Below are 20,536 nucleotides of genomic sequence, written 5' to 3' on the forward strand. Positions count from 1 at the left end.
GAGGCGGGGAACCAGTAGACCAAAGGCTAAGGCAGCGCCAAAGGCGCCGCCCCCGTAGCCTTCAGGACGGGTTTGGGGTTGTGTTGGTGACAGTCGCGGTGACGCTGCCTTCCGCGACTCGGGCGCGGATCTGGTCCCCGGGGTTTAATTGGGAAACCTGGCGAATAATGGTGCCTTCACTGTCCTGGAGGATGGCGTAACCCCGGTCGAGCGTCGCGAGGGGGCTGACGACATGAAGGGTTTGGGCCGCGTGGGTAAAGCGCTCCTGGTGTTGGCGTAAAACCCGGCGAACGCCCTGGTGGAGCTTGGTTGTAAGCTGCTCGATCTCGCTCATGCGGGTTTTGAGTAGGCGGTTGGGCGACTGGGCGAGCAAGCGGGCCTGCTGATTGTCCAGGCGGTTGGCATCCTGGCGCTGTCGGATGGTCGTCAGGAGCCTGATCTCAAGGTCGTCCAGGCGTTGGGCTTTTTCCTGCAGCTCACGCCGGGGGTCTCTTAATCGTGCGGCCAGGTGCTGCAACTGGTTCTGCAGGCGCTGGGTATGGCGTGTAGCAGCCTGCCGCAGCCTGACTTCCTGATCCGCCAGTCGGCGCAACCATTCGCTTTGGTCGGGAGACACTTTTTCGGCAGCGGCTGAGGGAGTGGGTGCCCTAAGGTCGGCCACGAAGTCGGCAATGGTTACGTCGATCTCATGGCCCACGGCGCTGACCGTTGGGATAGCGCACTGGGCAATGGCGCGGGCCACTGCTTCTTCATTGAAACACCAGAGATCTTCCAGTGAGCCGCCCCCGCGACCAATGATCAAAACGTCCGCTTTGTTGTGGTGCTGTGCCAGCGTAATGGCGTTAACAATGTCTGTCGTGGCGGCCTGGCCTTGAACAGCCGTGGGATACAGGGTTACCGGAACCGCAGGGCATCGCCGGGCCAGTACGCTCAGGATGTCATGAATCGCTGCGCCCGTTGGTGACGTGACAACGCCAATGTGCCGAGGAGGAAAGGGGATGGGCCTCTTTCGCTCAGGGGCGAATAATCCTTCTTGCCCAAGCTTTACCTTGAGGGCCTCAAAGGCCTGCTGAAGCGCCCCGAGTCCGGCAGGCTCCATGTGTTCCGCGATGATCTGGAAGTCCCCTCGATTTTCGTAAAGGCTTACCTTGCCGCGAATTCGAACCAGGTCGCCCTCGCGGGGGATTGGCTGAATGCGCTGGTTGAAGCCCCGGAACATCGCGCACCGGACCTGACATTTGCTGTCCTTGAGGGTGAAATACCAGTGCCCTGAGGATGGGCGGGAGAAGCTGGACAGCTCACCTTCGATCCATGCCTGCATAAAGCTGGTTTCCAGCAGATGGCGGACCTGGTGGTTCAGCTCGCTGACGGTGAGCGCTCTGGGACGGGCGGGATAGTCGAAATTATCCATGGATTCCTTCAGGTTAGGCCAGTTACACGTAGGTGATTGCCGAAAATATGGGGCACCAAAAATAGCCAAAATTCAAAAAGATGCAATCCCGAGCCTGTATTGGTGCGGTTTACTGTTGTCAGTGACCTAATTTATAATCGCCCGATTAAGGTATTTGCTTTGTAACGGCCACCGGAAATAACGTTCCGGCGTTCGGGCAAATCCTCAACTTAGCATGTTCAAAAGGCGGGTCCCAATGCTGCGAATTGCCGAAGAAGCCCTCACATTTGATGATGTCCTGCTCATCCCCGGACATTCTGAAGTTCTGCCCAAAGATGTCAGCCTGAAAACCCAGCTGACCAAGGAAATTTCCCTGAATATTCCATTGGTCTCCGCTGCCATGGATACCGTGACCGAAGCTGATCTTGCCATTGCCATGGCTCAGGAAGGCGGTATTGGCATCATGCACAAAAACATGACCGTGGAGCAACAGGCTGCGGCGGTTCGCAAGGTTAAGAAGTTTGAAAGCGGCGTGGTCAAGGACCCCATCACGGTAACACCCGCGACAACGGTTCGGGAGCTGGTGGACATTACCTCCGCCAACAACATCTCCGGTTTGCCGGTTGTTGATGGCAAGGATCTGGTCGGCATTGTTACCGGTCGCGATATCCGGTTTGAGAGCCGTATGGATACGCCGGTCTCCGAGATCATGACGCCGAAAGACAAGTTGGTCACCGTAAAGGAAGGCGCCGATCTGGATGAAGTGAAGGAACTGCTTCACAAGAACCGGATTGAAAAAGTGCTCGTGGTTAACGACGACTTCGAGTTGCGTGGGCTGATCACGGTCAAAGACATCCAGAAGGCCAAAGACTACCCGCTGGCGTGTAAAGACGAGCACGGCCAACTGCGCGTTGGTGCTGCTGTGGGTACGGGCGGCGATACAGAGGCCCGTGTGGCGGCACTGGTTGACGCTGGTGTTGATGTGATTGTGGTGGATACCGCTCACGGTCATTCAAAAGGTGTTATTGACCGAGTTCGCTGGGTGAAGCAGAGCTTCCCTTCGGTTCAGGTTATCGGCGGCAACATCGCGACAGCCGAAGCGGCCATTGCATTGGCTGATGCCGGTGCTGACGCAGTGAAGGTAGGTATTGGCCCGGGTTCCATCTGCACCACCCGTATCGTCGCGGGCATTGGTGTTCCTCAGATTACCGCGGTTTCAAATGTAGCGGCAGCGCTTAAAGAGCGCGGTATTCCGCTGATCGCTGATGGTGGTGTTCGCTTCTCCGGCGATATTTCCAAGGCCATCGCTGCTGGGGCTTACTGCGTCATGGTCGGTAGCCTGTTGGCTGGTACTGACGAGGCGCCGGGTGAAGTTGAGCTGTTCCAGGGGCGGAGCTACAAAGCTTACCGCGGCATGGGATCTCTCGGGGCGATGGGGCAGGGCTCCAGTGATCGCTACTTCCAGGACGCAAGCGAAGGTGTTGAAAAGCTGGTTCCAGAGGGCATTGAAGGTCGTGTGGCGTGCAAAGGTCCGATGCGCAATATCGTGCACCAGCTGATGGGCGGCCTCCGTGCGTCCATGGGCTATACCGGAAGCGCGACCCTGGAAATTATGCGAACCGAGCCCCAGTTTGTCCGTATCACCAGTGCTGGCATGCGTGAGAGTCACGTCCATGATGTGACCATTACGAAAGAGGCGCCTAACTACCGCGTCGGCTAAGCCAACCTGCTTTGGCCTGACCCATTTCCGGGTCAGGCCATCTACTTTTTGACTTGAGGAACACATGGCTCAGAACATCCATGACCACCGCATCCTGATTCTTGATTTTGGCTCCCAATACACCCAGCTGATTGCGCGCCGTGTCCGTGAAATCGGTGTCTACTGTGAAATCCGTGCATTCGATATTAGCGACGATGAACTTGCCGAGTTCAATCCCAAGGGGATCGTATTGGCCGGTGGCCCCGAGTCGGTTACTCAGTTGGGTGGGCCGAGGGCTCCAGAGGGGCTGTTTGAGCGGGGTATTCCGGTCTTGGGTATCTGTTACGGCATGCAGACCATGGCGGAACAGCTGGGCGGCAAGGTTGCCAGCTCCGACAAGCGAGAGTTTGGCTACGCGCAGGTGAAGGTTCGTGCCGAAGGGCCGCTACTCAGAGACATCACGGACCACGTTGGTCCGAACGGCGAGTCGTTGCTGGATGTCTGGATGAGCCACGGCGACAAGGTCGTGGTTATGCCTGAAGGGTTTGAGCTGCTGGCCTCCACAGAAAGCGCGCCGATTGCGGCCATGCAGGATGTCAGTCGCAACCTGTACGGTGTTCAGTTCCACCCGGAAGTAACGCACACCCTGCAAGGTAAACGCCTGCTGGAGCATTTTGCCCTTGATATCTGTCAGTGCGAGCCACTGTGGACACCGGCGAAGATTGTCGATGATGCCGTTGAGCAAATTCGCGCCCAGGTTGGCGGCGACAAAGTTCTGCTGGGGCTGTCCGGAGGGGTGGATTCCTCGGTTACCGCCGCGCTCCTGCATAAGGCCATTGGTGATCAGCTGACGTGTGTGTTCGTTGATAACGGTCTGTTGCGCCTGAACGAAGGCGAGCAGGTGATGGACATGTTTGCCCGGAATATGGGCGTGAAGGTTATCAAGGCAGACGCCGAAGACCTGTTCCTTTCTCGTCTGACCGGTGTTCAGGATCCAGAGCAGAAGCGTAAGATCATTGGTAACACCTTTATCGAAGTGTTCGATGAAGAAGCAGCCCGGATTACCGACGTTAACTGGCTGGCGCAAGGCACCATCTACCCCGACGTGATTGAGTCCGCTGCAGCAAAAACCGGTAAAGCCCACGTCATCAAGTCTCACCACAATGTAGGTGGCCTACCCGAGACCATGAAGCTCAAGCTGGTGGAGCCGCTGCGGGAGCTGTTCAAGGATGAGGTCCGTAAAATTGGTCTGGAGCTCGGCCTGCCATACGATATGGTTTACCGTCATCCATTCCCGGGGCCTGGTCTGGGTGTTCGGATTCTCGGTGAGGTCAAGAAAGAGTACGCCGATATCCTGCGTCGGGCCGATGCGATTTTCCTTGAAGAGCTGCACCGTGCCGATTACTACCACAAAACCAGCCAGGCCTTCGCGGTTTTCTTGCCGGTGAAGTCGGTAGGTGTGGTCGGTGATGCTCGTCGCTATGAATACGTTGTTGCGCTTCGGGCCGTCGAAACGGTGGATTTCATGACCGCGCGTTGGGCTCACTTGCCGTATGACTTGCTGGAAACTGTTTCCAACCGGGTCATCAACGAGATTTCCGGAATTTCCCGCGTCACCTACGACGTGTCGTCCAAGCCGCCTGCCACGATCGAGTGGGAATAAACTTTCTTTATGGTGGGTGAGTCCGATGACCGGGCCTGGATGGCCCGGGCGCTGGAGTTAGCGAGGCTGGCGGCCGCAGCGGGAGAAGTACCGGTTGGCGCCGTGGTCGTTCGGGATGGCAAGGAGATTGGCGCTGGCTACAATTCACCAATCAGCGGTTGTGATCCCACGGCGCATGCAGAAATTCGGGCCTTGAGGGATGCAGCGGCGAGAGTGGGCAATTACCGGCTTTCTGGTGCGACGCTTTATGTGACCCTTGAGCCTTGTGGTATGTGTGCTGGCGCAATTGTACACAGCCGGGTATCGCGGGTGGTGTATGGTGCGACTGAGCCGAAAGCGGGCGCTATCGAGTCTACCCGGCGAGCCCTCGAAGATGCTTCGGTGAATTGGCGGGTAGAAGCTGCAGGCGGCGTTCTTGAAGCTGACTGTAGTCATGAAATTACGGCATTTTTTGCCAGGCGCCGGGTCGAGCATCGGCGACGACGCCAGTGCCAGGCTGACGCCTAATTAGAAACAGTGGTTCAGGGAAGGAGTGAGATCACACCATGAAAGTATTGGTCACCGGTGGAGCCGGGTACATTGGAAGTCACGTGGTTCGGCAGCTTGGGGCTGCTGGCCATGATGTGGTTGTCTTTGACAATTTATCGACCGGTTATCGCTGGGCCGTCACCTGTGGTGAGCTGATTGTTGGTGATCTGGCCGATGAGGATGCCCTGGAAGCGGTCTTTCAGGCGCATCAGTTTCAGGCTGTGCTCCATTTCGCTGCGAATATTGTGGTGCCCGAATCGGTCACCAACCCCCTGAAGTACTACAGCAACAACACCCGTAATACCCTCAATCTCTTAAAGGCGATCGACCGCCACCAGATCCCCTATATGGTGTTTTCGTCAACGGCCGCTGTCTATGGTATGCCGGAGCAGACAGTGCTGACGGAAGACCTGCCGCTCGCGCCGATTAACCCCTATGGCGCCTCGAAAATGATGAGCGAACGGATGATTATGGACTTGGCGGCCGCCACCAGCCTCAAGTATGTCATCCTGCGTTATTTCAATGTCGCAGGGGCTAATCCGGAGGGGCTGCTGGGGCAGGCAACGCCGGAAGCAACGCACCTGATCAAGGTTGCTTGTGAGTGCGTTACCGGTGCGCGAGAAGGTATGAGTGTGTTTGGCACGGACTACGAGACACGGGATGGAACCTGTATTCGCGACTATATCCATGTCGAGGACCTGGCCAAGGCCCACGTCATGGCGTTGGATTACATGGCGGATGGCGGCAAGTCGGATGTTCTTAATTGTGGCTACGGGCGCGGGTTTACCGTGCGCGAAGTTATTGATGTGGTTCAGCGGTTGTCAGGTGTTGAATTCCCTGTGCAGGAAACCGGGCGACGAGCTGGAGACCCGGCGGCGTTGATGGCTGATAACCGGCGTATCTCAAAAGTGCTCGGCTGGGCGCCGGATCATGACGATCTTGAAACGATCGTGCAGACAGCTCTGAACTGGGAAAAGATATGGCAGGCCAGGAAGAGCTCCTGATCGCCAGCTTCCTTTGCGTCGGTGTTAACCGACCGAATATTTGAATAGATTGGGATCCAAGAAATGAAGATAACGATTTTTGGTACAGGGTACGTAGGTCTGGTTACCGGTGCCTGCCTCGCGGACGTGGGGCACGACGTGATCTGCATGGATGTTGACCACGGCAAGATCGAAAAGCTGCGCAATGGCCATATCCCCATCTATGAGCCCGGGCTGGAGCCGATTGTTAAGCATAACGTTGAAGCGGGCCGGCTCTCTTTCACAACAGATCCTGAAGAGGCTGTTCGTCACGGCTTGATCCAGTTCATCGCAGTGGGTACGCCGCCAGACGAAGACGGATCGGCAGACTTGCAGTATGTGACGGCGGTTGCTCGGACTATCGGGCAGTGCATGGATGACTATCGGGTGGTTGTCGACAAGTCTACAGTGCCGGTTGGCACTGGCGACAAGGTGAGTGCCGCGGTTCGCTCCGAACTCGATAAGCGCGGTCTGGAGCTTGAGTTTGACGTGGTGTCCAACCCCGAATTCCTCAAGGAAGGTGCCGCAATCAGTGATTTCATGAAACCGGACCGGATTGTCGTGGGTACTGATAGCGAGCGTGCTCGGGAGTTGCTGCGGGAAACCTACTACCCGTTCAACCGCAATCATGATCGGATGATCTTCATGGACATCCGGTCAGCGGAGCTGACCAAGTACGCGGCCAACGCGATGCTCGCCACCAAGATCAGTTTTATGAATGAAATCGCCAACCTGTCCGAGCGCCTGGGGGCAGACATTGAGGCGGTCCGGCGTGGTATCGGGTCGGACCCGCGCATTGGCTATCATTTCATTTATCCCGGTTGTGGCTATGGTGGTTCCTGTTTTCCGAAGGATGTCCAGGCGTTGGCTCGTACCGCACGGAGCTGTGACTATGATGCAAAACTGCTGAACGCGGTCGAGGACGTGAACCTGGCCCAGAAGCACGTGTTGTTCGATAAGATCAGTCACTATTTCCAGGGAAATCTCGAAGGAAAAGTGATTGCCCTGTGGGGACTGGCGTTCAAGCCGAATACCGATGACATGCGGGAAGCATCATCCCGTACCTTGATGGAGTCTCTATGGAAGGCCGGTGCCAAGGTCCAGGCTTTCGACCCAGAGGCGATGGCAGAAACCCAGCGTATCTATGGTGACCAGGAAGGGCTGGCACTGAGTGGCACCAAAGAGCAGGCGCTCAAAGGCGCGGATGTTCTGGTTATCTGTACCGAATGGAAGGAATTCCGTTCGCCAGACTTTGCCAGTATTGCTGCTGTCCTCAGCGAACCAGTGGTGTTTGATGGTCGTAACCTGTACGAACCGGAAATGCTGGATCGTCATGGCCTGATCTACTACGCCATTGGTCGTGGCCATAACCAGTTCCGGGCGGGCTGAAAGACAGGGAGTAAGTGACAATGGGGTTCCAGCTTCACGAAAGGTTGCAGGCAGACACCGTTCAGATCGGTAGCACCGATTTGTGTGAAGTGTTGCTGATGAACGATTCGGCCTGGCCGTGGGTGGTGCTGGTGCCGCGCAGAGAAGGCATAAGGGAAATCTATGAGCTCCCTGATGCTGATCAGGTGCAGTTGTTGAAGGAATCGTCAGCGTTGGGGCAGGGCCTTATGGCGCTGTTCGGGGGCGATAAGCTTAATATCGGTGTCCTCGGTAACATGGTGCCCCAGCTGCACCTGCACCATATTGTTCGGTTTGAGGGCGACCCGGCGTGGCCGGGCCCCGTTTGGGGAAAGCAGGCTCCGGTTCCCTATAGTACGGATCAGCTTGCGCAAAAGCTGGACGAGCTCAAACCGGTTGTTGACCGGCTGTTGTCGGTTCGTTGATCTCCTCGGAGGGCTGCCTAGTTCTGGCTCATACTCGCCAGGGTTTGTGAGCCCACCAGGATCATCCGCAGTTCCTGTTTCAGCTTTGTTTTGAGGATGTCCCGCTCTTTGGGGGTGCAGTCCAGTGCCTCCGCCCCCTGATTAAACACCAGCGTGACCATGGCTTCAGCGACTATTCTGGGGTCTGAAAGTAGACGCCCCTCCTCGTCGGCAAAGCGGCTTAGGTCATCTGCCAATTCTGTGACAAAGTGGTCGATTTCGGCGCGAATGGCCGTTCGGAAAGGTTTCGAAACACCGGTCCGCTCCCGCAACATCAACCGGAACAGGTTGGCGTTGTTGCCAAGATATTCCATAAACGTATCGACGGAGGTGCTGATGGCGCTTCCATTCCGCGCGATACGCTTGCGGGCCTGGCGCATTAATTGACGCAGGGCTACGCCACCCTCATCAACGAGGGCCAGTCCTAATTCATCCAGTTCCGAAAAGTGGCGGTAAAACGACGTTGGCGCAATGCCGGCTTCACGAGCGACTTCCCTCAGGCTGAGGCTGCCAAAACCTCGGTCGGCACTGAGTTGGGCCAGGGCCGCGTCCATCAATGCTCGCCGTGTTCGGAGTTTTTGTTCAGCTCGGGATGACACTCGCGTTCTCCAGTCAGAAAGTGCGAAAGCTGGCTATTCTAGCCCCTGACTCCGCAACCGTCATCTTTGAGTACGTATTGGCGTTTGACTGAGCGCTCATCGCTGAAAACGAAGCCTGATTTTCAGGGGCATTGTGTTTATAATGTCCCGCTTTTCCTGCGGAGTTGAGTTGAGACTCATTTAGCGGGTCTGATTTGTTGTCAGGGTATACACGATGCCAATTTATGAATACGTCTGTGACGCCTGTGGTTTCGAAAAGGACGTGATCCAGAAAATGAGCGATGCGCCATTGAAGGATTGTCCGACCTGCAGTGAACCCTCTTTCCGTAAGAGGATATCGGCAGCAGGTTTTCGGCTTGCGGGCTCCGGCTGGTATGAAACCGATTTCAAAACCGGTAGCAAGAAGAACCTGGCGGATAACAGCAAGTCATCTCCTTCAGAATCAGCCGCAGGCTGAACCAACAATTTACGCACATTGAAATTAATGGGAATGGGTATGCGCAGTCATTATTGCGGTGGAATCAACGAGTCTCATATTGATCAGGATGTAACCCTGTGTGGTTGGGTTCATCGTCGTCGGGATCACGGTGGTGTTATTTTCCTTGATCTGCGTGATCGGGACGGTATTTCCCAGGTCGTATTCGACCCCGATACCCCGGAAAGCTTTTCACTGGCGGAAAAGGTTCGCAGTGAGTTTGTTATCCAGGTTACCGGTCGTGTCCGTCGTCGTCCTGCCGGCACCGAAAATGACAATATGCCCACCGGTCAGGTGGAACTGTTGGGTAAGCAGCTGACTATCCTAAACGCCGCTGTAACGCCTCCGTTCCCTCTGGATGAGCACGTTGATGTGGGTGAGGACGTTCGCCTGCGCTACCGTTTTATCGACCTGCGTCGTCCGGAAATGCTGAACCGTCTTCGCTTCCGCTCCAAGGTAACCAGTTACATTCGTAACTACCTGGATCGCAACGAATTCATGGACGTTGAAACCCCGATTTTGACCCGTGCGACACCGGAAGGGGCCCGAGACTACCTGGTACCGAGCCGTACCCATAACGGTTCTTTCTTTGCGCTGCCGCAGTCTCCACAGCTGTTCAAACAGATGCTGATGGTGTCTGGTATGGATCGCTACTACCAGATCGCCAAGTGCTTCCGCGACGAGGATCTGCGCGCAGATCGTCAGCCGGAGTTTACCCAGATCGACATGGAGGCCTCCTTTGTAAACGAAGAAGACCTGATGTCGATCACCGAAGGCATGATTCGTGAGCTGTTCAAAGACCTGCTGAAGGTTGAATTGCCGGCGTTCCCACGCATGCCCTACGAAGAGGCGATGCGCCGCTATGGTAGCGACAAACCAGACCTACGGATTCCGTTGGAACTGATTGATGTTGCTGATCTGGTTGAAGGCGTTGACTTCAAGGTGTTTGCTGGTCCGGCCAAAGATCCGAAAGGGCGTGTGGCGGCACTGCGTGTACCTCAGGGTGGCGAACTCACCCGTAAGCAGATTGATGAGTACACCAAGTTTGTTGGCATCTATGGCGCCAAGGGGCTGGCTTACATCAAGGTGAACGATCTGAGCAAAGGAGCTGAAGGGCTTCAGTCTCCAATCGTCAAATTCCTGGGTGACGACGTTGCGCTGGCCGTTATCGAGCGTGTTGCCGCTGAGGATGGCGATATCGTGTTCTTTGGCGCGGACAGCCGGACCGTCGTTAACGAAGCCCTTGGCGCACTGCGAATCAGAGTGGGCCACGACCTCAACATGCTCACCAGTGAGTGGGCGCCAATGTGGGTGGTGGACTTCCCGATGTTTGAAGAAACGCCGGATGGTGGCCTGACGGCTATTCACCATCCGTTCACCGCTCCGTCTTGCTCTCCGGAAGAGCTGGAAGCGTCACCGGCGACTGCACTGTCCCGGGCCTATGACATGGTATTGAATGGAACAGAGCTGGGCGGCGGATCGATTCGTATCCATGACGAAAGCATGCAGGAGACGGTATTCCGCATCTTGGGCATCAATCATGAAGAGGCCCGAAGCAAGTTCGGCTTCCTGTTGGATGCGCTCAAGTTTGGCTGCCCGCCGCACGGTGGGTTGGCGTTCGGCCTCGATCGTCTGATCATGTTGATGACCGGTGCAGCGTCCATTCGTGACGTTATTGCGTTCCCGAAAACCCAGAGCGCAACCTGCCTGATGACCCGGGCACCGGGTATCGTTGACGATAAGCAGCTCAAGGAGCTAAACATTCGTCTGCGTAAGCCGGCTGCCAAGGCGGAAGATGCCAAGGCCGAAAGTACAGAGAACGCTGAAGGCTGATATTGGCCTGAGATAGGGCTCGCCACGGCGAGCCCAAGCCCCCATCCGTCAGGTTTCGCTCCATCCTGACGGGCGGAGGCAAAGTGCCGACTGGCTGTTTAGCCAGTTTTCAGACCAGGAGAGTTTGTGGCCATTATTCTTGGTGTGGACCCCGGTTCCCGAATTACCGGGTATGGCATTATCCGAACCCAGGGGCGTCAGCTGGAGTACCTTGATAGCGGGTGCATTCGTCTTGGCGAAAAGCCGCTTGCAGAAAGGCTCCAGACCATCTTCCACAGTCTTGCGACACTGATTGGCGAATACCGTCCCGACGAATTTGCCATTGAGCAGGTGTTCATGGCTCGTAATCCAGATTCGGCATTGAAGCTTGGCCAAGCCCGTGGCGCTGCCATTGTTAGTGCGGCAAACAGCGGCTTGCCGGTCTTTGAGTACTCCGCTCGTCAGGTCAAGCAGGCCGTGGTGGGGCGGGGGAGTGCAGAGAAATCTCAGGTTCAGCATATGGTGCAGGCCATTCTAGGTTTGTCGCGAAAGCCGCAGGCGGATGCCGCTGACGCCTTGGCCATTGCCATGTGCCATGCTCACATGAGCCAGAGTGTAGTCCGGGTCGGCGCGGGGTCACCGCAGTCGGGCGCCGGTGCTCGTGGCAAGGTTCGTGGCGGTCGAATCCGCTGACGGCCTAACGATCATAAGGTTTGAGGAGAGTTTCGTTGATTGGACGTATTCGAGGCGTATTGATAGAAAAGTCACCGGCCCAGGCGTTGGTGGAAAGTGCCGGCCTCGGTTACGAAGTCGATATTCCCTTCACAACCTTTTTCCATCTTCCGGAGGTGGGGGTAGAAGTTACCCTTCACACCCATTTTGCTGTCCGCGAAGATGCGCAGAGTCTTTACGGCTTTTCAGCGAAGCTGGACCGGGACCTGTTCCGTTTGTTGATCAAAGTTAACGGTGTTGGGCCCAAGCTGGCGTTGGCTATTCTTTCAGGGCTTGATGCCAACCAGTTTATCCGGTGTGTAGAAACGCGGGATGCAAATTCCCTGGTTAAGTTGCCGGGAGTTGGTAAAAAGACCGCTGAGCGATTGCTGATCGAAATGGCTGATCGCATCGGGCAACTTGAAAGCCAGTTTGCGGTTGGGGCGGACGCTTTCATGAAAGGCGCGGAAGCTCCCATCGCTGCGGACAGTGCGATTGAAGAGGCCGAGTCGGCACTGATCGCACTTGGGTACAAGCCCCAGGAGGCCAGTAAGGTGGTTGGCAAAGTGGCGGAGGAGGGCATGAGTCGCGAGGATCTTATCCGTCAAGCGCTGAAAAGCATGATCCCTGCAGGTCGATAAGGACTCTAACGCACTGACTTTTTGAGCGAAAGTTCCTCGGAATCTGTATAGAGCGTAACGTGACAGCCATTGAGGCGTTTGTACAATAAGGACCAAAGGTTTGGCCCACAGCATCCAGTGCCGGGCTGAGTCCCAACACAACTGGCAGGCACATGATTGAATCCGATCGTCTGATTTCCGCACAAGGCGGCCTCCATGAAGAGGTCCATGACCGCGCCATACGCCCGACGCTGCTCAATGATTACGTTGGTCAGCCAGCGGTTCGCGAGCAGATGGACATTTTTATTTCCGCCGCCCGTCGCCGCGAAGAGGCGCTCGACCATGTCCTGATCTTCGGTCCGCCAGGCCTGGGCAAGACAACGCTGGCCAATATCATTGCCAACGAAATGGGCGTGGCCATCAAGACGACGTCCGGGCCGGTGCTGGAAAAAGCCGGTGACCTTGCCGCCATGCTCACAAACCTTGAAGAAGGGGATGTGCTGTTTATTGACGAGATCCATCGCCTTAATGCTGCGGTGGAAGAAGTCCTTTATCCCGCGATGGAGGATTATCAGCTCGACATCATGATCGGCGAAGGGCCGGCTGCACGCTCTATTAAACTGGACCTGCCGCCGTTTACCCTGGTGGGTGCGACCACCCGGGCAGGGTTGCTGACGTCTCCCTTGCGGGACCGTTTCGGTATCGTGCAACGGCTCGAGTTCTACAATACCCAGGATCTCACCAGTATTATTCAGCGATCAGCGCGTTTGTCTGGCGTCCAGATCGATGAAAACGGTGCATTCGAAATTGCCCGCCGGTCCAGGGGCACCCCCCGAATCGCTAATCGTTTGCTGCGGCGGGTGAGGGACTATGCGGAAGTTCGCCACAATGGCCATATCAGCGCTGAGGTATCGGATGCCGCGCTTAATATGCTGAAGGTGGACAGCGAAGGGTTCGACCATATGGACCGGCGCTTGTTGCTGGCCATGATCGAAAAATTCGACGGTGGGCCGGTGGGTGTGGAAAGTCTTGCCGCTGCGATCAGTGAGGAGCGGGGAACCATTGAAGACGTTATTGAGCCGTTCCTGATTCAGCAGGGGTTCATGGTCCGTACTCCCAGGGGGCGAATGGTCACCTCTCATGCTTATCTGCACTTTGGGGTGACGCCACCAGGCGCCACTCAGGAGGGGGCCCTTGATTGATAATACGGGTGCCAATAGGATTTTCGAACTACCGCTAAGGGTCTATATCGAAGATACCGATGCCGGTGGTATCGTTTTTCATGCCAAGTATTTGCACTATATGGAGCGGGCCAGAACCGAATGGGTGCGTACTCATGGCGTCGGTTTGCGGGATGGCCTCGCGGACAATGTCAGTTACGTGGTGCAAAAGCTTAGTATTCACTACGCCGCGCCGGCGCGATTGGATGATGAAGTGCTGGTAACTGCCGAGCCAGTGGGCTATGGCCGGGTCTGGATGGACTTCCGTCAGCAGGTGCTGGGGCGGCACGACCGCCAATTGTTTGCGGAAGCCAGCGTCAGGGTTGCCTGTATCGCATTCGACTCCGGGCGGCCCCGGCGTCTGCCGGATAATCTGGCTGAACTGTTAAAGAATTATTCAAACCAAAACCCTGTTACTGGAACACGCCAGGAGTAAATCGTGGAATCAGAACTTTCTGTATGGTCGCTGATTGCCAATGCGGGCCCGCTGGTCCAGTTGGTTATGCTGTTGTTGATGGCTGCCTCTGTGGCGTCCTGGGCGTTGATCTATCAACGGCTGCAAGTATTCAACAAAGCCAAAAAAGCACAACTGGCGTTTGAAGAACAGTTTTGGTCTGGAATGGATCTTGGGCAGCTATACCGGGATGTGAATGCGAATCCGACGCCGTTCTCAGGTATGGAGGCAGTGTTCCGTTCTGGGTTCAAGGAGTTTTCTCGCCTTCGTCAGCAAAGCCGTGATGCAGATGCGGTGATGGAAGGGGCCCAGCGTGCGATGCGCGTGGCCTTTTCGAGAGAGCAAGAGCGCCTGGAGCACCATTTGCCGTTCTTGGCTACGGTTGGTTCCACCAGTCCTTATGTCGGCCTGTTTGGGACTGTGTGGGGCATCATGAACTCATTCCGTGGGCTCGCCCAGGTTCAACAGGCCACGCTGGCAACGGTCGCGCCGGGGATATCGGAGGCGTTGATTGCGACGGCCATGGGGCTATTCGCGGCAATCCCTGCCGTTATCGCCTACAACCGCTTTGCTGCCAAGTCTGATGCCTTGCTGAAAAACTATGAAACCTTCGCCGAAGAGTTTTCGAGCATTTTGCACCGCCGGGTTCACAGTAATGAAAGCCAAGCACGTGGGTAATCCTGGGCACTGGGGAGGTCGAACATGAAAGGCATGGGAATGATGCCCTCCAATCGGCGTAAGCCGATGTCGGAGATCAACGTGGTGCCGTACATCGACGTCATGCTGGTGCTGCTGGTGATCTTTATGGTGACGGCGCCGATGTTGACCCAGGGGGTCAAGGTTGAGCTACCTGAAACCACGTCTGACCCCATCCAGGCCCAGAAGGATGTGGAGTCGATTATTGTTACCGTGGACTCAACCGGCGCCTATTACCTCGAAGTTGGGGATCGGGGCAGCGATCCGATGACGCTGCCGGAAGTGCGTGATCAGGTGGCGAAAATATTGTCTGAGCGTAGCGATCGCCAGGTTTTGGTGCGCGGCGATCAGCATGTCGAATACGGCCGGGTTGTCCGCTTGATGGCGGAACTTCAGTCTGCCGGAGCGAGCAGTGTGGGGCTGATCACAGAAGCTCCGGATCAGGACAGCTGAGGCGAATGACCTGTGACAGGTAAGGAACGTGATTACACCGGTGCCGGCCAGGAACCCTGGAAGTCTCCAATTGCCTTTTCGGTGGTGTTGCACGGAATACTGCTGATTGTTGTACTCGTAGGCTGGAAGTGGTCGTCACCGGTTCACGAAGAAACCCCGCGCAGTATTTCGGCAACCCTGGTGCTTCAGCAGCCAGAGGTACAGGCTCCCCAGCCTCCGCAGCCAGACCCGGCAGCGGAGCGTCGGCGCGAGGAAGAGCAGCGCCGGCAAGAGGCTGCGAGACAGGCGGCTGAGGACGAAAGGCGTCGCCAGCAGGCACAGCAGGAAGAGCAGGAGCGTCGCGCTGCTGCTGAACGTGAGCGTCAGCGGCAGGCCGAGGCTGAAGAAGCGGCGCGACGGAAGGCTGAGGCTGAAGCCCAGGCGTTGGCGAGGCAGCGGGCTGACGAAGAGCGACAGCGAGAACAGGAAGCGGCCCGCCGGGCGGAAGAAGAGCGTCGTCGGGCCCAGGAAGCAGAGCGTCAGCGTCAGGCTGAGCAGGAGCAAGCCAGAGCGGAAGCCGAGGCTCGCCGCCTTGAGGCTGAGCGCAGGCTCCGGGAACAACAATTAGAGGCGATTGCCGAGCAAGCGGCTCGGGACCAGGCTGAAGCTGCCCGCCAGCGGGCGGCTGCGGCGGAAGCTGCCCGCGTTCGTGAAGCTCAGATGGCCAGCGAGAAGGATCGCTTCCTTGCACTGATCAAAGATAAGCTAAGCCGGGCCTGGTACAAGCCGCCCTCAGCGACTGAGACGATGGAGGCCAGGTTGCAAATCACGCTATTGCCCACCGGTGAATTATCGGATGTGCAGCTGGTTCGGAGTAGTGGGAACGCTGCCTTTGATAATTCGGCTCTGAGTGCGGCCAGGTCAGTAGGCATTTATCCGGTGCCTCGGGATCGCGATACCTTCGAACGGCATTTTCGGCAGTTCACCATCAGATTCACGCCCAGGGAGTTAAGGTGAGAAACATTATGTTTTTGGACATGAATGACCGACCGTGCAGTCGCAGTTTGAAAGCAGCAATTTCTGGTGCCAAGCGATGGCTGGCTGCACTGGTACTCTCTCTGGCGTCTTTGCACGCTCAGGCTGAACTGATGATTACGATCAGTGAAGGGGTTGAAAGTGCAATCCCGGTGGCCGTTGTTCCTTTTAAGGAAACGGGTGTTATGCCCGAGGGTGAACGGTTTAGTGATATTGTCCGATCCGACCTGACCATGAGTGGTGAATTCAGCACACTTTCTCCTGCCAAGATGCTTAGCTTGCCATCACGCGGTGATGATGTGTATTACCGTGACTGGCGACTTCTGGGGCAACGCTATCTGGTTATTGGTGAGGTCACGAGGGTGGGTGATCGTCTCAATACCCGCTTCGAAGTGTTTGATGTGGCCAGTCAGGAGCGCATTCTGGGCGAGACTGCCGGCGCCCCGGTGAGCAGTGCGCGCTCTCTCGCGCATTACATCAGCGATAAAGTATATGAAGCGATTACCGGCGTGCCTGGGGCCTTTTCAACACGCCTGGCTTACGTGACTCTGCAGTCCGATAACGGTCAGCCGCTTTACAAGCTGCAGGTGAGTGATGTGGATGGCAAGCGGGCCAGGGTTCGCCTGGAGAGCCGCGAACCAATCCTTTCTCCTGCATGGTCTCCCGATGGCCGCAAGCTCGCGTATGTGTCTTTTGAAACGGGTAAGCCAGTGGTTTATATCCATGAGCTTGCCTCTGGCCAGCGCACGGCGATAGCCGATTTCCCCGGCTTGAACTCCGCACCGGCCTGGTCGCCGGATGGCCGCTCGCTGCTGTTGACGCTGTCGAAGGACGGCAACGCGGAAATATACAAAATGGACATAGCGAGTCGGTCGTTGACCCGGCTGACAACGCATTGGTCGATTGATACGGAAGGAAGCTGGGGCGCCGACGGCCGGGGGGTTTTCTTTACCTCTGACCGGTCGGGTGGGCCGCAGATCTATTACATGGAGCGTGAAGGGACGGAACCGCGTCGAATCACGTTCGGTAGCCGCTACAACGCAAGGCCGAGGCCCAGTGACGACGGGGCATACGTTTACTATGTCCACCAGCGCGAAGGCGCGTTTCATATCGCCAGGACCAACCTCGAAAGCGGTGAGGAAACCGTGCTGACCCGGACATTGCTGGATGAGTCCCCCAGTGTGTCTCCAAATGGTCGGATGCTGATCTATGCCACCAAGCAAAATGGAAGAAGTGTACTGACTGTAATCACATCAGAAGGTGGTTCCAGTTACACTTTGCCAGCGTCTGAAGGCGATGTGCGCGAACCCGCTTGGTCGCCAATAGTTCGGTAATATCAAAATGTATGATAATCAACGAAAACAGAAGGAAGAAAAAATGAGCATCTCTATGAAGACTAAGGCATTCGCCATGGTAGTGTCTCTGGGTCTGGTTGCTGGCTGTAGCTCTACCGGTGACACGACGGAAGGAGGGGATGCCTACGGTTCGGATGTGTCTGCTGTCGATCAGGCTGGTGGCACCGTCTACGGTGGCGGCGATGATTCTGGCATTTCCGGTGGCGGCCTGACTGAAGCCGAGCGCGAGCAAGCGCGAATTGCTGCAGAGCAAGCAGCTGAAGCGGCCCAGCGCGCCATCACAACCTTCTACTTTGACTTCGACACCTCCGAAATCAAACCAGCAGCTCGTGATGTGTTGATTGCGCATGCCAAGTTCCTGCAAGCGAATCCGGGCCAGCAAGTGCGTCTGGAAGGTCATGCAGATGAGCGTGGCACCAAGGAATACAACCTGGCTCTGGGTGAGCGTCGTGCCAGTGCGGTTCAGCGTTTCCTGGTCGTTAACGGTGCCAACCGTAACCAGATCCAGACTGTAAGCTATGGTGAAGAGAAGCCTGCGGTTATGGGTTCAGGTGATGGTACTTGGGCACAAAACCGTCGCGTTGAGCTGATTTTCAAGTAAGGTACTGTTTTAATAGTACGACTGAAAGTCAATGCTGACAGGAAATCCCATGAGAAAGATACTCATGGCGTCCGTCGCACTATCGCTTTGCGGTAGTGCGTTGGCGCAATCTGCAACACCTGCCTACCAGGATAGTCGCTCTCAGGCTCAGCAGAATGCCGGTGCAAGCCAGGCAAACGCAGAGCTGTTCTACATGCTGGAGCAGCTCCAGCGTGAAGTTCGGCAGTTGCGGGGTGAGCTTGAGGAACAGCGTAACCAGTTGGACCGATTATCCCAGCAGTCCAGAAGCCGTTATATTGATCTGGACCAGCGTATCCTGGGGTTGAATGAAAAAATCAGTGAGCCAGGTCCTGGCGAAGCCGCCGCTGCTGCCTCGGATGTCGACGTACCGGCTGCATCGCGCCCCGAGCCTCGCGACTACCGCGCTCCGTCGGCGGAAGAACAGCAGGCGTACCAGCAGATCCAGTCGTTGATCCGAGAGCAAAAGGACTACGACGCGGCCATCGGGAAGTTGTATGACTTCATTGGCCAATACCCGGAAGGGGACCTCACGGTGAACGCCTATTATTGGTTGGGGGAGGTTTATCTGGTCAAGCCTCAGCTGGAACAAGCTAAGCAGGCGTTTACCATTGTCGCCAGCCGTTTTGCCGATCACCGAAAAGCCCCTGATGCGGCCTACAAGCTGGGTATCACCCTGGATAAAATGGGGGATGCTGAAGAAGCGCGGCAACAAATGGATGCAGTCATTCGCAGCTACCCGGAGTCTGGTGCGGCAGAGTTGGCCCGGAAATTTTTGGCCACTGAATAAAAACTAAAATTTTCCCGAAAAAGGGGTTGAACGGCGCAAAAATATCAGTACTATATGCGCCTCGCTTGGGTCGTTAGCTCAGTTGGTAGAGCAGTTGGCTTTTAACCAATTGGTCGAAGGTTCGAATCCTTCACGACCCACCAAATTAGGACTTTCTGCGAATCTGAGCCGCAGTATAGTTCGGGCGATATCAGGCAGCTGCCTGATGTTGTCCAACCTGTTACGGGTCGTTAGCTCAGTTGGTAGAGCAGTTGGCTTTTAACCAATTGGTCGAAGGTTCGAATCCTTCACGACCCACCAACAGGATTCGCATGGCATGCCCATGGCGGATCGGAAAAAAGAGCCTTCGGGCTCTTTTTTTTTGCCTTTTAAACCATACGCTTGGGCTCGAAGTGATAGAAATACCAGGCTTTCATGAAGGGCACGTGAATTGTTGGTCAGTGGTATACTGGGCCGAGGAAAGCTTAACTCGAGATATAGGCTATGACACGATCTGAAGACAGAATACTGGTACAGGAACACTTGGCCCATGCGGCTGAGCCAAAGGCGCTCAGCGGCGAGGAAAAGCAGCGTCTGGAAGTAAAAATTCGTGAAGCCTTGAAAGCTCAGGACGCTGTTCTGGTTGCTCATTACTACACCGACCCGGATATCCAGCGGTTAGCCGAGGAAACTGGGGGTTGCGTTGCGGATTCGTTGGAGATGGCCCGGTTTGGCAATCAGCACCCGGCCTCCACGGTGGTTGTTGCCGGTGTTCGTTTTATGGGCGAGACCGCCAAGATCCTGAACCCAGAGAAGCGTGTCCTGATGCCAACCCTTGAGGCAACCTGTTCGCTGGATGTGGGGTGTCAGGCCGATGAGTTTGCTGAGTTCTGTGATCAGCACCCCGATAGGACTGTTGTGGTTTACGCCAATACATCGGCGGCAGTCAAAGCGCGGGCCGACTGGGTGGTTACGTCGAGTTGCGCCCAGGCGATTGTTGAGGCACTGGAAGCCAAAGGCGAGAAGGTTCTTTGGGCTCCGGACAAGCACCTGGGGCATTACGTCAAAAAGACCACTGGCGCTGATATGTTGCTCTGGGATGGTTCCTGCATCGTGCATGAGGAGTTCAAATACCGGGGTCTTGAGGATCTAAAGGCTCTGTACCCTGACGCTGCCGTACTGGTTCACCCGGAGTCTCCCGATGCCGTTGTTGAGATGGCCGATGTTGTTGGGTCAACCTCTCAGCTCATACACGCCGTGCAGACTCTGCCAAATGAGCAGTTTATTGTTGCAACCGACAATGGCATTTTCTACAAAATGCAGCAGCTGGCCCCTAACAAGACGCTGATTGAGGCTCCGACGGCCGGTAACGGGGCGACGTGTCGCAGTTGCGCTCACTGCCCCTGGATGGCCATGAACGGGCTTGAAAACCTTCTGGCGGTGCTGGAGAAGGGGGATCAGGAGGTGTGTGTTGACGACAGCCTCCGTGAGCGCGCACTGGTTCCGTTGAAGCGCATGTTGGACTTCACCGCTGACATGAATCTGAAGGCAGCGGGTAACGCCTGA

The 20,536-nt window shown here is 56.2% G+C and carries 21 protein-coding genes and 2 tRNA genes; 21 read left to right on the forward strand and 2 right to left on the reverse strand.

Annotated elements, in window-relative coordinates; all coding sequences use genetic code 11:
- Positions 1 to 61 precede the first annotated feature (61 nt).
- On the reverse strand, positions 62 to 1,411 hold the full coding sequence (gene xseA, locus BMZ67_RS13730) for an exodeoxyribonuclease VII large subunit (protein WP_092023617.1): 1,350 nt from the start codon (positions 1,409 to 1,411) through the stop codon (positions 62 to 64).
- A gap of 235 nt (positions 1,412 to 1,646) precedes the next feature.
- Between xseA and guaB the strand changes: the two genes are divergently transcribed.
- The 6 genes from guaB to BMZ67_RS13760 all read left to right on the forward strand — a co-directional run bounded on the left by guaB (position 1,647) and on the right by BMZ67_RS13760 (position 8,134).
- Entirely contained in the window at positions 1,647 to 3,110 is a 1,464-nt protein-coding gene (gene guaB / locus BMZ67_RS13735; protein ID WP_092023618.1) for an IMP dehydrogenase, read from the forward strand.
- A gap of 64 nt (positions 3,111 to 3,174) precedes the next feature.
- Positions 3,175 to 4,752 carry a glutamine-hydrolyzing GMP synthase gene (gene guaA / locus BMZ67_RS13740; RefSeq protein WP_092023620.1) on the forward strand — a complete coding sequence of 526 codons (1,578 nt, stop codon included), beginning with the start codon at positions 3,175 to 3,177 and terminating at the stop codon, positions 4,750 to 4,752.
- A gap of 9 nt (positions 4,753 to 4,761) precedes the next feature.
- Positions 4,762 to 5,259 (forward strand): tRNA adenosine(34) deaminase TadA, encoded by a 498-nt coding sequence (gene tadA, locus BMZ67_RS13745; RefSeq protein ID WP_092023622.1) that lies wholly within the window; start codon positions 4,762 to 4,764, stop codon positions 5,257 to 5,259.
- A 38-nt stretch (positions 5,260 to 5,297) separates the two neighbouring features.
- Entirely contained in the window at positions 5,298 to 6,284 is a 987-nt protein-coding gene (gene galE / locus BMZ67_RS13750; RefSeq protein ID WP_092023624.1) for a UDP-glucose 4-epimerase GalE, read from the forward strand.
- A gap of 63 nt (positions 6,285 to 6,347) precedes the next feature.
- Positions 6,348 to 7,691, forward strand: a complete 1,344-nt coding sequence (locus BMZ67_RS13755; protein WP_092023626.1) for a UDP-glucose dehydrogenase family protein — start codon at positions 6,348 to 6,350, stop codon at positions 7,689 to 7,691.
- Positions 7,692 to 7,711: 20 nt separating this feature from the next.
- Positions 7,712 to 8,134, forward strand: a complete 423-nt coding sequence (locus BMZ67_RS13760; RefSeq protein ID WP_092023628.1) for an HIT domain-containing protein — start codon at positions 7,712 to 7,714, stop codon at positions 8,132 to 8,134.
- 17 nt (positions 8,135 to 8,151) lie between these two features.
- Here BMZ67_RS13760 and fabR read toward each other — a convergent pair whose 3' ends face one another.
- A complete protein-coding gene (gene fabR / locus BMZ67_RS13765; RefSeq protein ID WP_092023630.1) occupies positions 8,152 to 8,772 on the reverse strand; it encodes an HTH-type transcriptional repressor FabR in 621 nt (206 codons plus the stop codon).
- A 214-nt stretch (positions 8,773 to 8,986) separates the two neighbouring features.
- Between fabR and BMZ67_RS13770 the strand changes: the two genes are divergently transcribed.
- The 15 genes from BMZ67_RS13770 (at position 8,987) to nadA (ending at position 20,536) form a co-directional block, all read left to right on the forward strand.
- Entirely contained in the window at positions 8,987 to 9,229 is a 243-nt protein-coding gene (locus BMZ67_RS13770; RefSeq protein ID WP_092023632.1) for an FmdB family zinc ribbon protein, read from the forward strand.
- Positions 9,230 to 9,268: 39 nt separating this feature from the next.
- The gene (gene aspS / locus BMZ67_RS13775) at positions 9,269 to 11,080 is read left to right on the forward strand and encodes an aspartate--tRNA ligase (protein WP_092024141.1); all 1,812 of its coding nucleotides are present in this window, start codon (positions 9,269 to 9,271) and stop codon (positions 11,078 to 11,080) included.
- Positions 11,081 to 11,206: 126 nt separating this feature from the next.
- Complete coding sequence (ruvC, locus tag BMZ67_RS13780) at positions 11,207 to 11,752, forward strand: crossover junction endodeoxyribonuclease RuvC (protein WP_092023634.1); 546 nt, start codon at positions 11,207 to 11,209, stop codon at positions 11,750 to 11,752.
- A 35-nt stretch (positions 11,753 to 11,787) separates the two neighbouring features.
- Positions 11,788 to 12,411, forward strand: a complete 624-nt coding sequence (gene ruvA, locus BMZ67_RS13785; protein WP_092023636.1) for a Holliday junction branch migration protein RuvA — start codon at positions 11,788 to 11,790, stop codon at positions 12,409 to 12,411.
- 152 nt (positions 12,412 to 12,563) lie between these two features.
- Positions 12,564 to 13,592 carry a Holliday junction branch migration DNA helicase RuvB gene (gene ruvB / locus BMZ67_RS13790; RefSeq protein WP_092023638.1) on the forward strand — a complete coding sequence of 343 codons (1,029 nt, stop codon included), beginning with the start codon at positions 12,564 to 12,566 and terminating at the stop codon, positions 13,590 to 13,592.
- Positions 13,585 to 14,046: a YbgC/FadM family acyl-CoA thioesterase gene (locus tag BMZ67_RS13795; RefSeq protein ID WP_092023639.1), complete on the forward strand. Its 462-nt coding sequence runs from the start codon at positions 13,585 to 13,587 to the stop codon at positions 14,044 to 14,046. Before ruvB ends, BMZ67_RS13795 begins: the two co-directional genes overlap by 8 nt.
- A 3-nt stretch (positions 14,047 to 14,049) precedes the next feature.
- Positions 14,050 to 14,742: a protein TolQ gene (gene tolQ, locus BMZ67_RS13800; RefSeq protein WP_092023641.1), complete on the forward strand. Its 693-nt coding sequence runs from the start codon at positions 14,050 to 14,052 to the stop codon at positions 14,740 to 14,742.
- Between the two features lie 24 nt (positions 14,743 to 14,766).
- A complete protein-coding gene (tolR, locus tag BMZ67_RS13805; protein WP_092023643.1) occupies positions 14,767 to 15,213 on the forward strand; it encodes a protein TolR in 447 nt (148 codons plus the stop codon).
- A 12-nt stretch (positions 15,214 to 15,225) separates the two neighbouring features.
- The gene (tolA, locus tag BMZ67_RS13810) at positions 15,226 to 16,209 is read left to right on the forward strand and encodes a cell envelope integrity protein TolA (RefSeq protein WP_245749984.1); all 984 of its coding nucleotides are present in this window, start codon (positions 15,226 to 15,228) and stop codon (positions 16,207 to 16,209) included.
- A gap of 47 nt (positions 16,210 to 16,256) precedes the next feature.
- Positions 16,257 to 17,561, forward strand: a complete 1,305-nt coding sequence (tolB, locus tag BMZ67_RS13815) for a Tol-Pal system beta propeller repeat protein TolB (protein WP_281246617.1) — start codon at positions 16,257 to 16,259, stop codon at positions 17,559 to 17,561.
- Positions 17,562 to 17,604: 43 nt separating this feature from the next.
- On the forward strand, positions 17,605 to 18,183 hold the full coding sequence (gene pal / locus BMZ67_RS13820) for a peptidoglycan-associated lipoprotein Pal (protein WP_092023645.1): 579 nt from the start codon (positions 17,605 to 17,607) through the stop codon (positions 18,181 to 18,183).
- A 49-nt stretch (positions 18,184 to 18,232) separates the two neighbouring features.
- On the forward strand, positions 18,233 to 18,991 hold the full coding sequence (ybgF, locus tag BMZ67_RS13825; RefSeq protein ID WP_092023647.1) for a tol-pal system protein YbgF: 759 nt from the start codon (positions 18,233 to 18,235) through the stop codon (positions 18,989 to 18,991).
- Between the two features lie 67 nt (positions 18,992 to 19,058).
- Positions 19,059 to 19,134 (forward strand) — tRNA-Lys (locus BMZ67_RS13830).
- An 81-nt stretch (positions 19,135 to 19,215) separates the two neighbouring features.
- Positions 19,216 to 19,291: transfer RNA gene (locus BMZ67_RS13835), tRNA-Lys, on the forward strand.
- Between the two features lie 183 nt (positions 19,292 to 19,474).
- Entirely contained in the window at positions 19,475 to 20,536 is a 1,062-nt protein-coding gene (gene nadA, locus BMZ67_RS13840) for a quinolinate synthase NadA (RefSeq protein ID WP_092023649.1), read from the forward strand.

It is taken from the genome of Marinobacter zhejiangensis (genome assembly GCF_900114775.1).
Classification (GTDB): Bacteria; Pseudomonadota; Gammaproteobacteria; order Pseudomonadales; family Oleiphilaceae; genus Marinobacter; species Marinobacter zhejiangensis.

Excerpts from the sequence above, each read along its gene's own strand:
- nadA (WP_092023649.1), top strand. The coding sequence starts at position 19,475 with ATGACACGATCTGAAGACAGAATACTGGTACAGGAACACTTGGCCCAT.
- BMZ67_RS13755 (WP_092023626.1), top strand. The coding sequence starts at position 6,348 with ATGAAGATAACGATTTTTGGTACAGGGTACGTAGGTCTGGTTACCGGT.
- guaA (WP_092023620.1), top strand. The coding sequence starts at position 3,175 with ATGGCTCAGAACATCCATGACCACCGCATCCTGATTCTTGATTTTGGC.
- galE (WP_092023624.1), top strand. The coding sequence starts at position 5,298 with ATGAAAGTATTGGTCACCGGTGGAGCCGGGTACATTGGAAGTCACGTG.
- guaB (WP_092023618.1), top strand. The coding sequence starts at position 1,647 with ATGCTGCGAATTGCCGAAGAAGCCCTCACATTTGATGATGTCCTGCTC.
- aspS (WP_092024141.1), top strand. The coding sequence starts at position 9,269 with ATGCGCAGTCATTATTGCGGTGGAATCAACGAGTCTCATATTGATCAG.
- BMZ67_RS13770 (WP_092023632.1), top strand. The coding sequence starts at position 8,987 with ATGCCAATTTATGAATACGTCTGTGACGCCTGTGGTTTCGAAAAGGAC.
- pal (WP_092023645.1), top strand. The coding sequence starts at position 17,605 with ATGAGCATCTCTATGAAGACTAAGGCATTCGCCATGGTAGTGTCTCTG.
- ruvB (WP_092023638.1), top strand. The coding sequence starts at position 12,564 with ATGATTGAATCCGATCGTCTGATTTCCGCACAAGGCGGCCTCCATGAA.
- tadA (WP_092023622.1), top strand. The coding sequence starts at position 4,762 with ATGGTGGGTGAGTCCGATGACCGGGCCTGGATGGCCCGGGCGCTGGAG.
- ybgF (WP_092023647.1), top strand. The coding sequence starts at position 18,233 with ATGAGAAAGATACTCATGGCGTCCGTCGCACTATCGCTTTGCGGTAGT.
- xseA (WP_092023617.1), bottom strand. The coding sequence starts at position 1,411 with ATGGATAATTTCGACTATCCCGCCCGTCCCAGAGCGCTCACCGTCAGC.
- tolR (WP_092023643.1), top strand. The coding sequence starts at position 14,767 with ATGAAAGGCATGGGAATGATGCCCTCCAATCGGCGTAAGCCGATGTCG.
- BMZ67_RS13760 (WP_092023628.1), top strand. The coding sequence starts at position 7,712 with ATGGGGTTCCAGCTTCACGAAAGGTTGCAGGCAGACACCGTTCAGATC.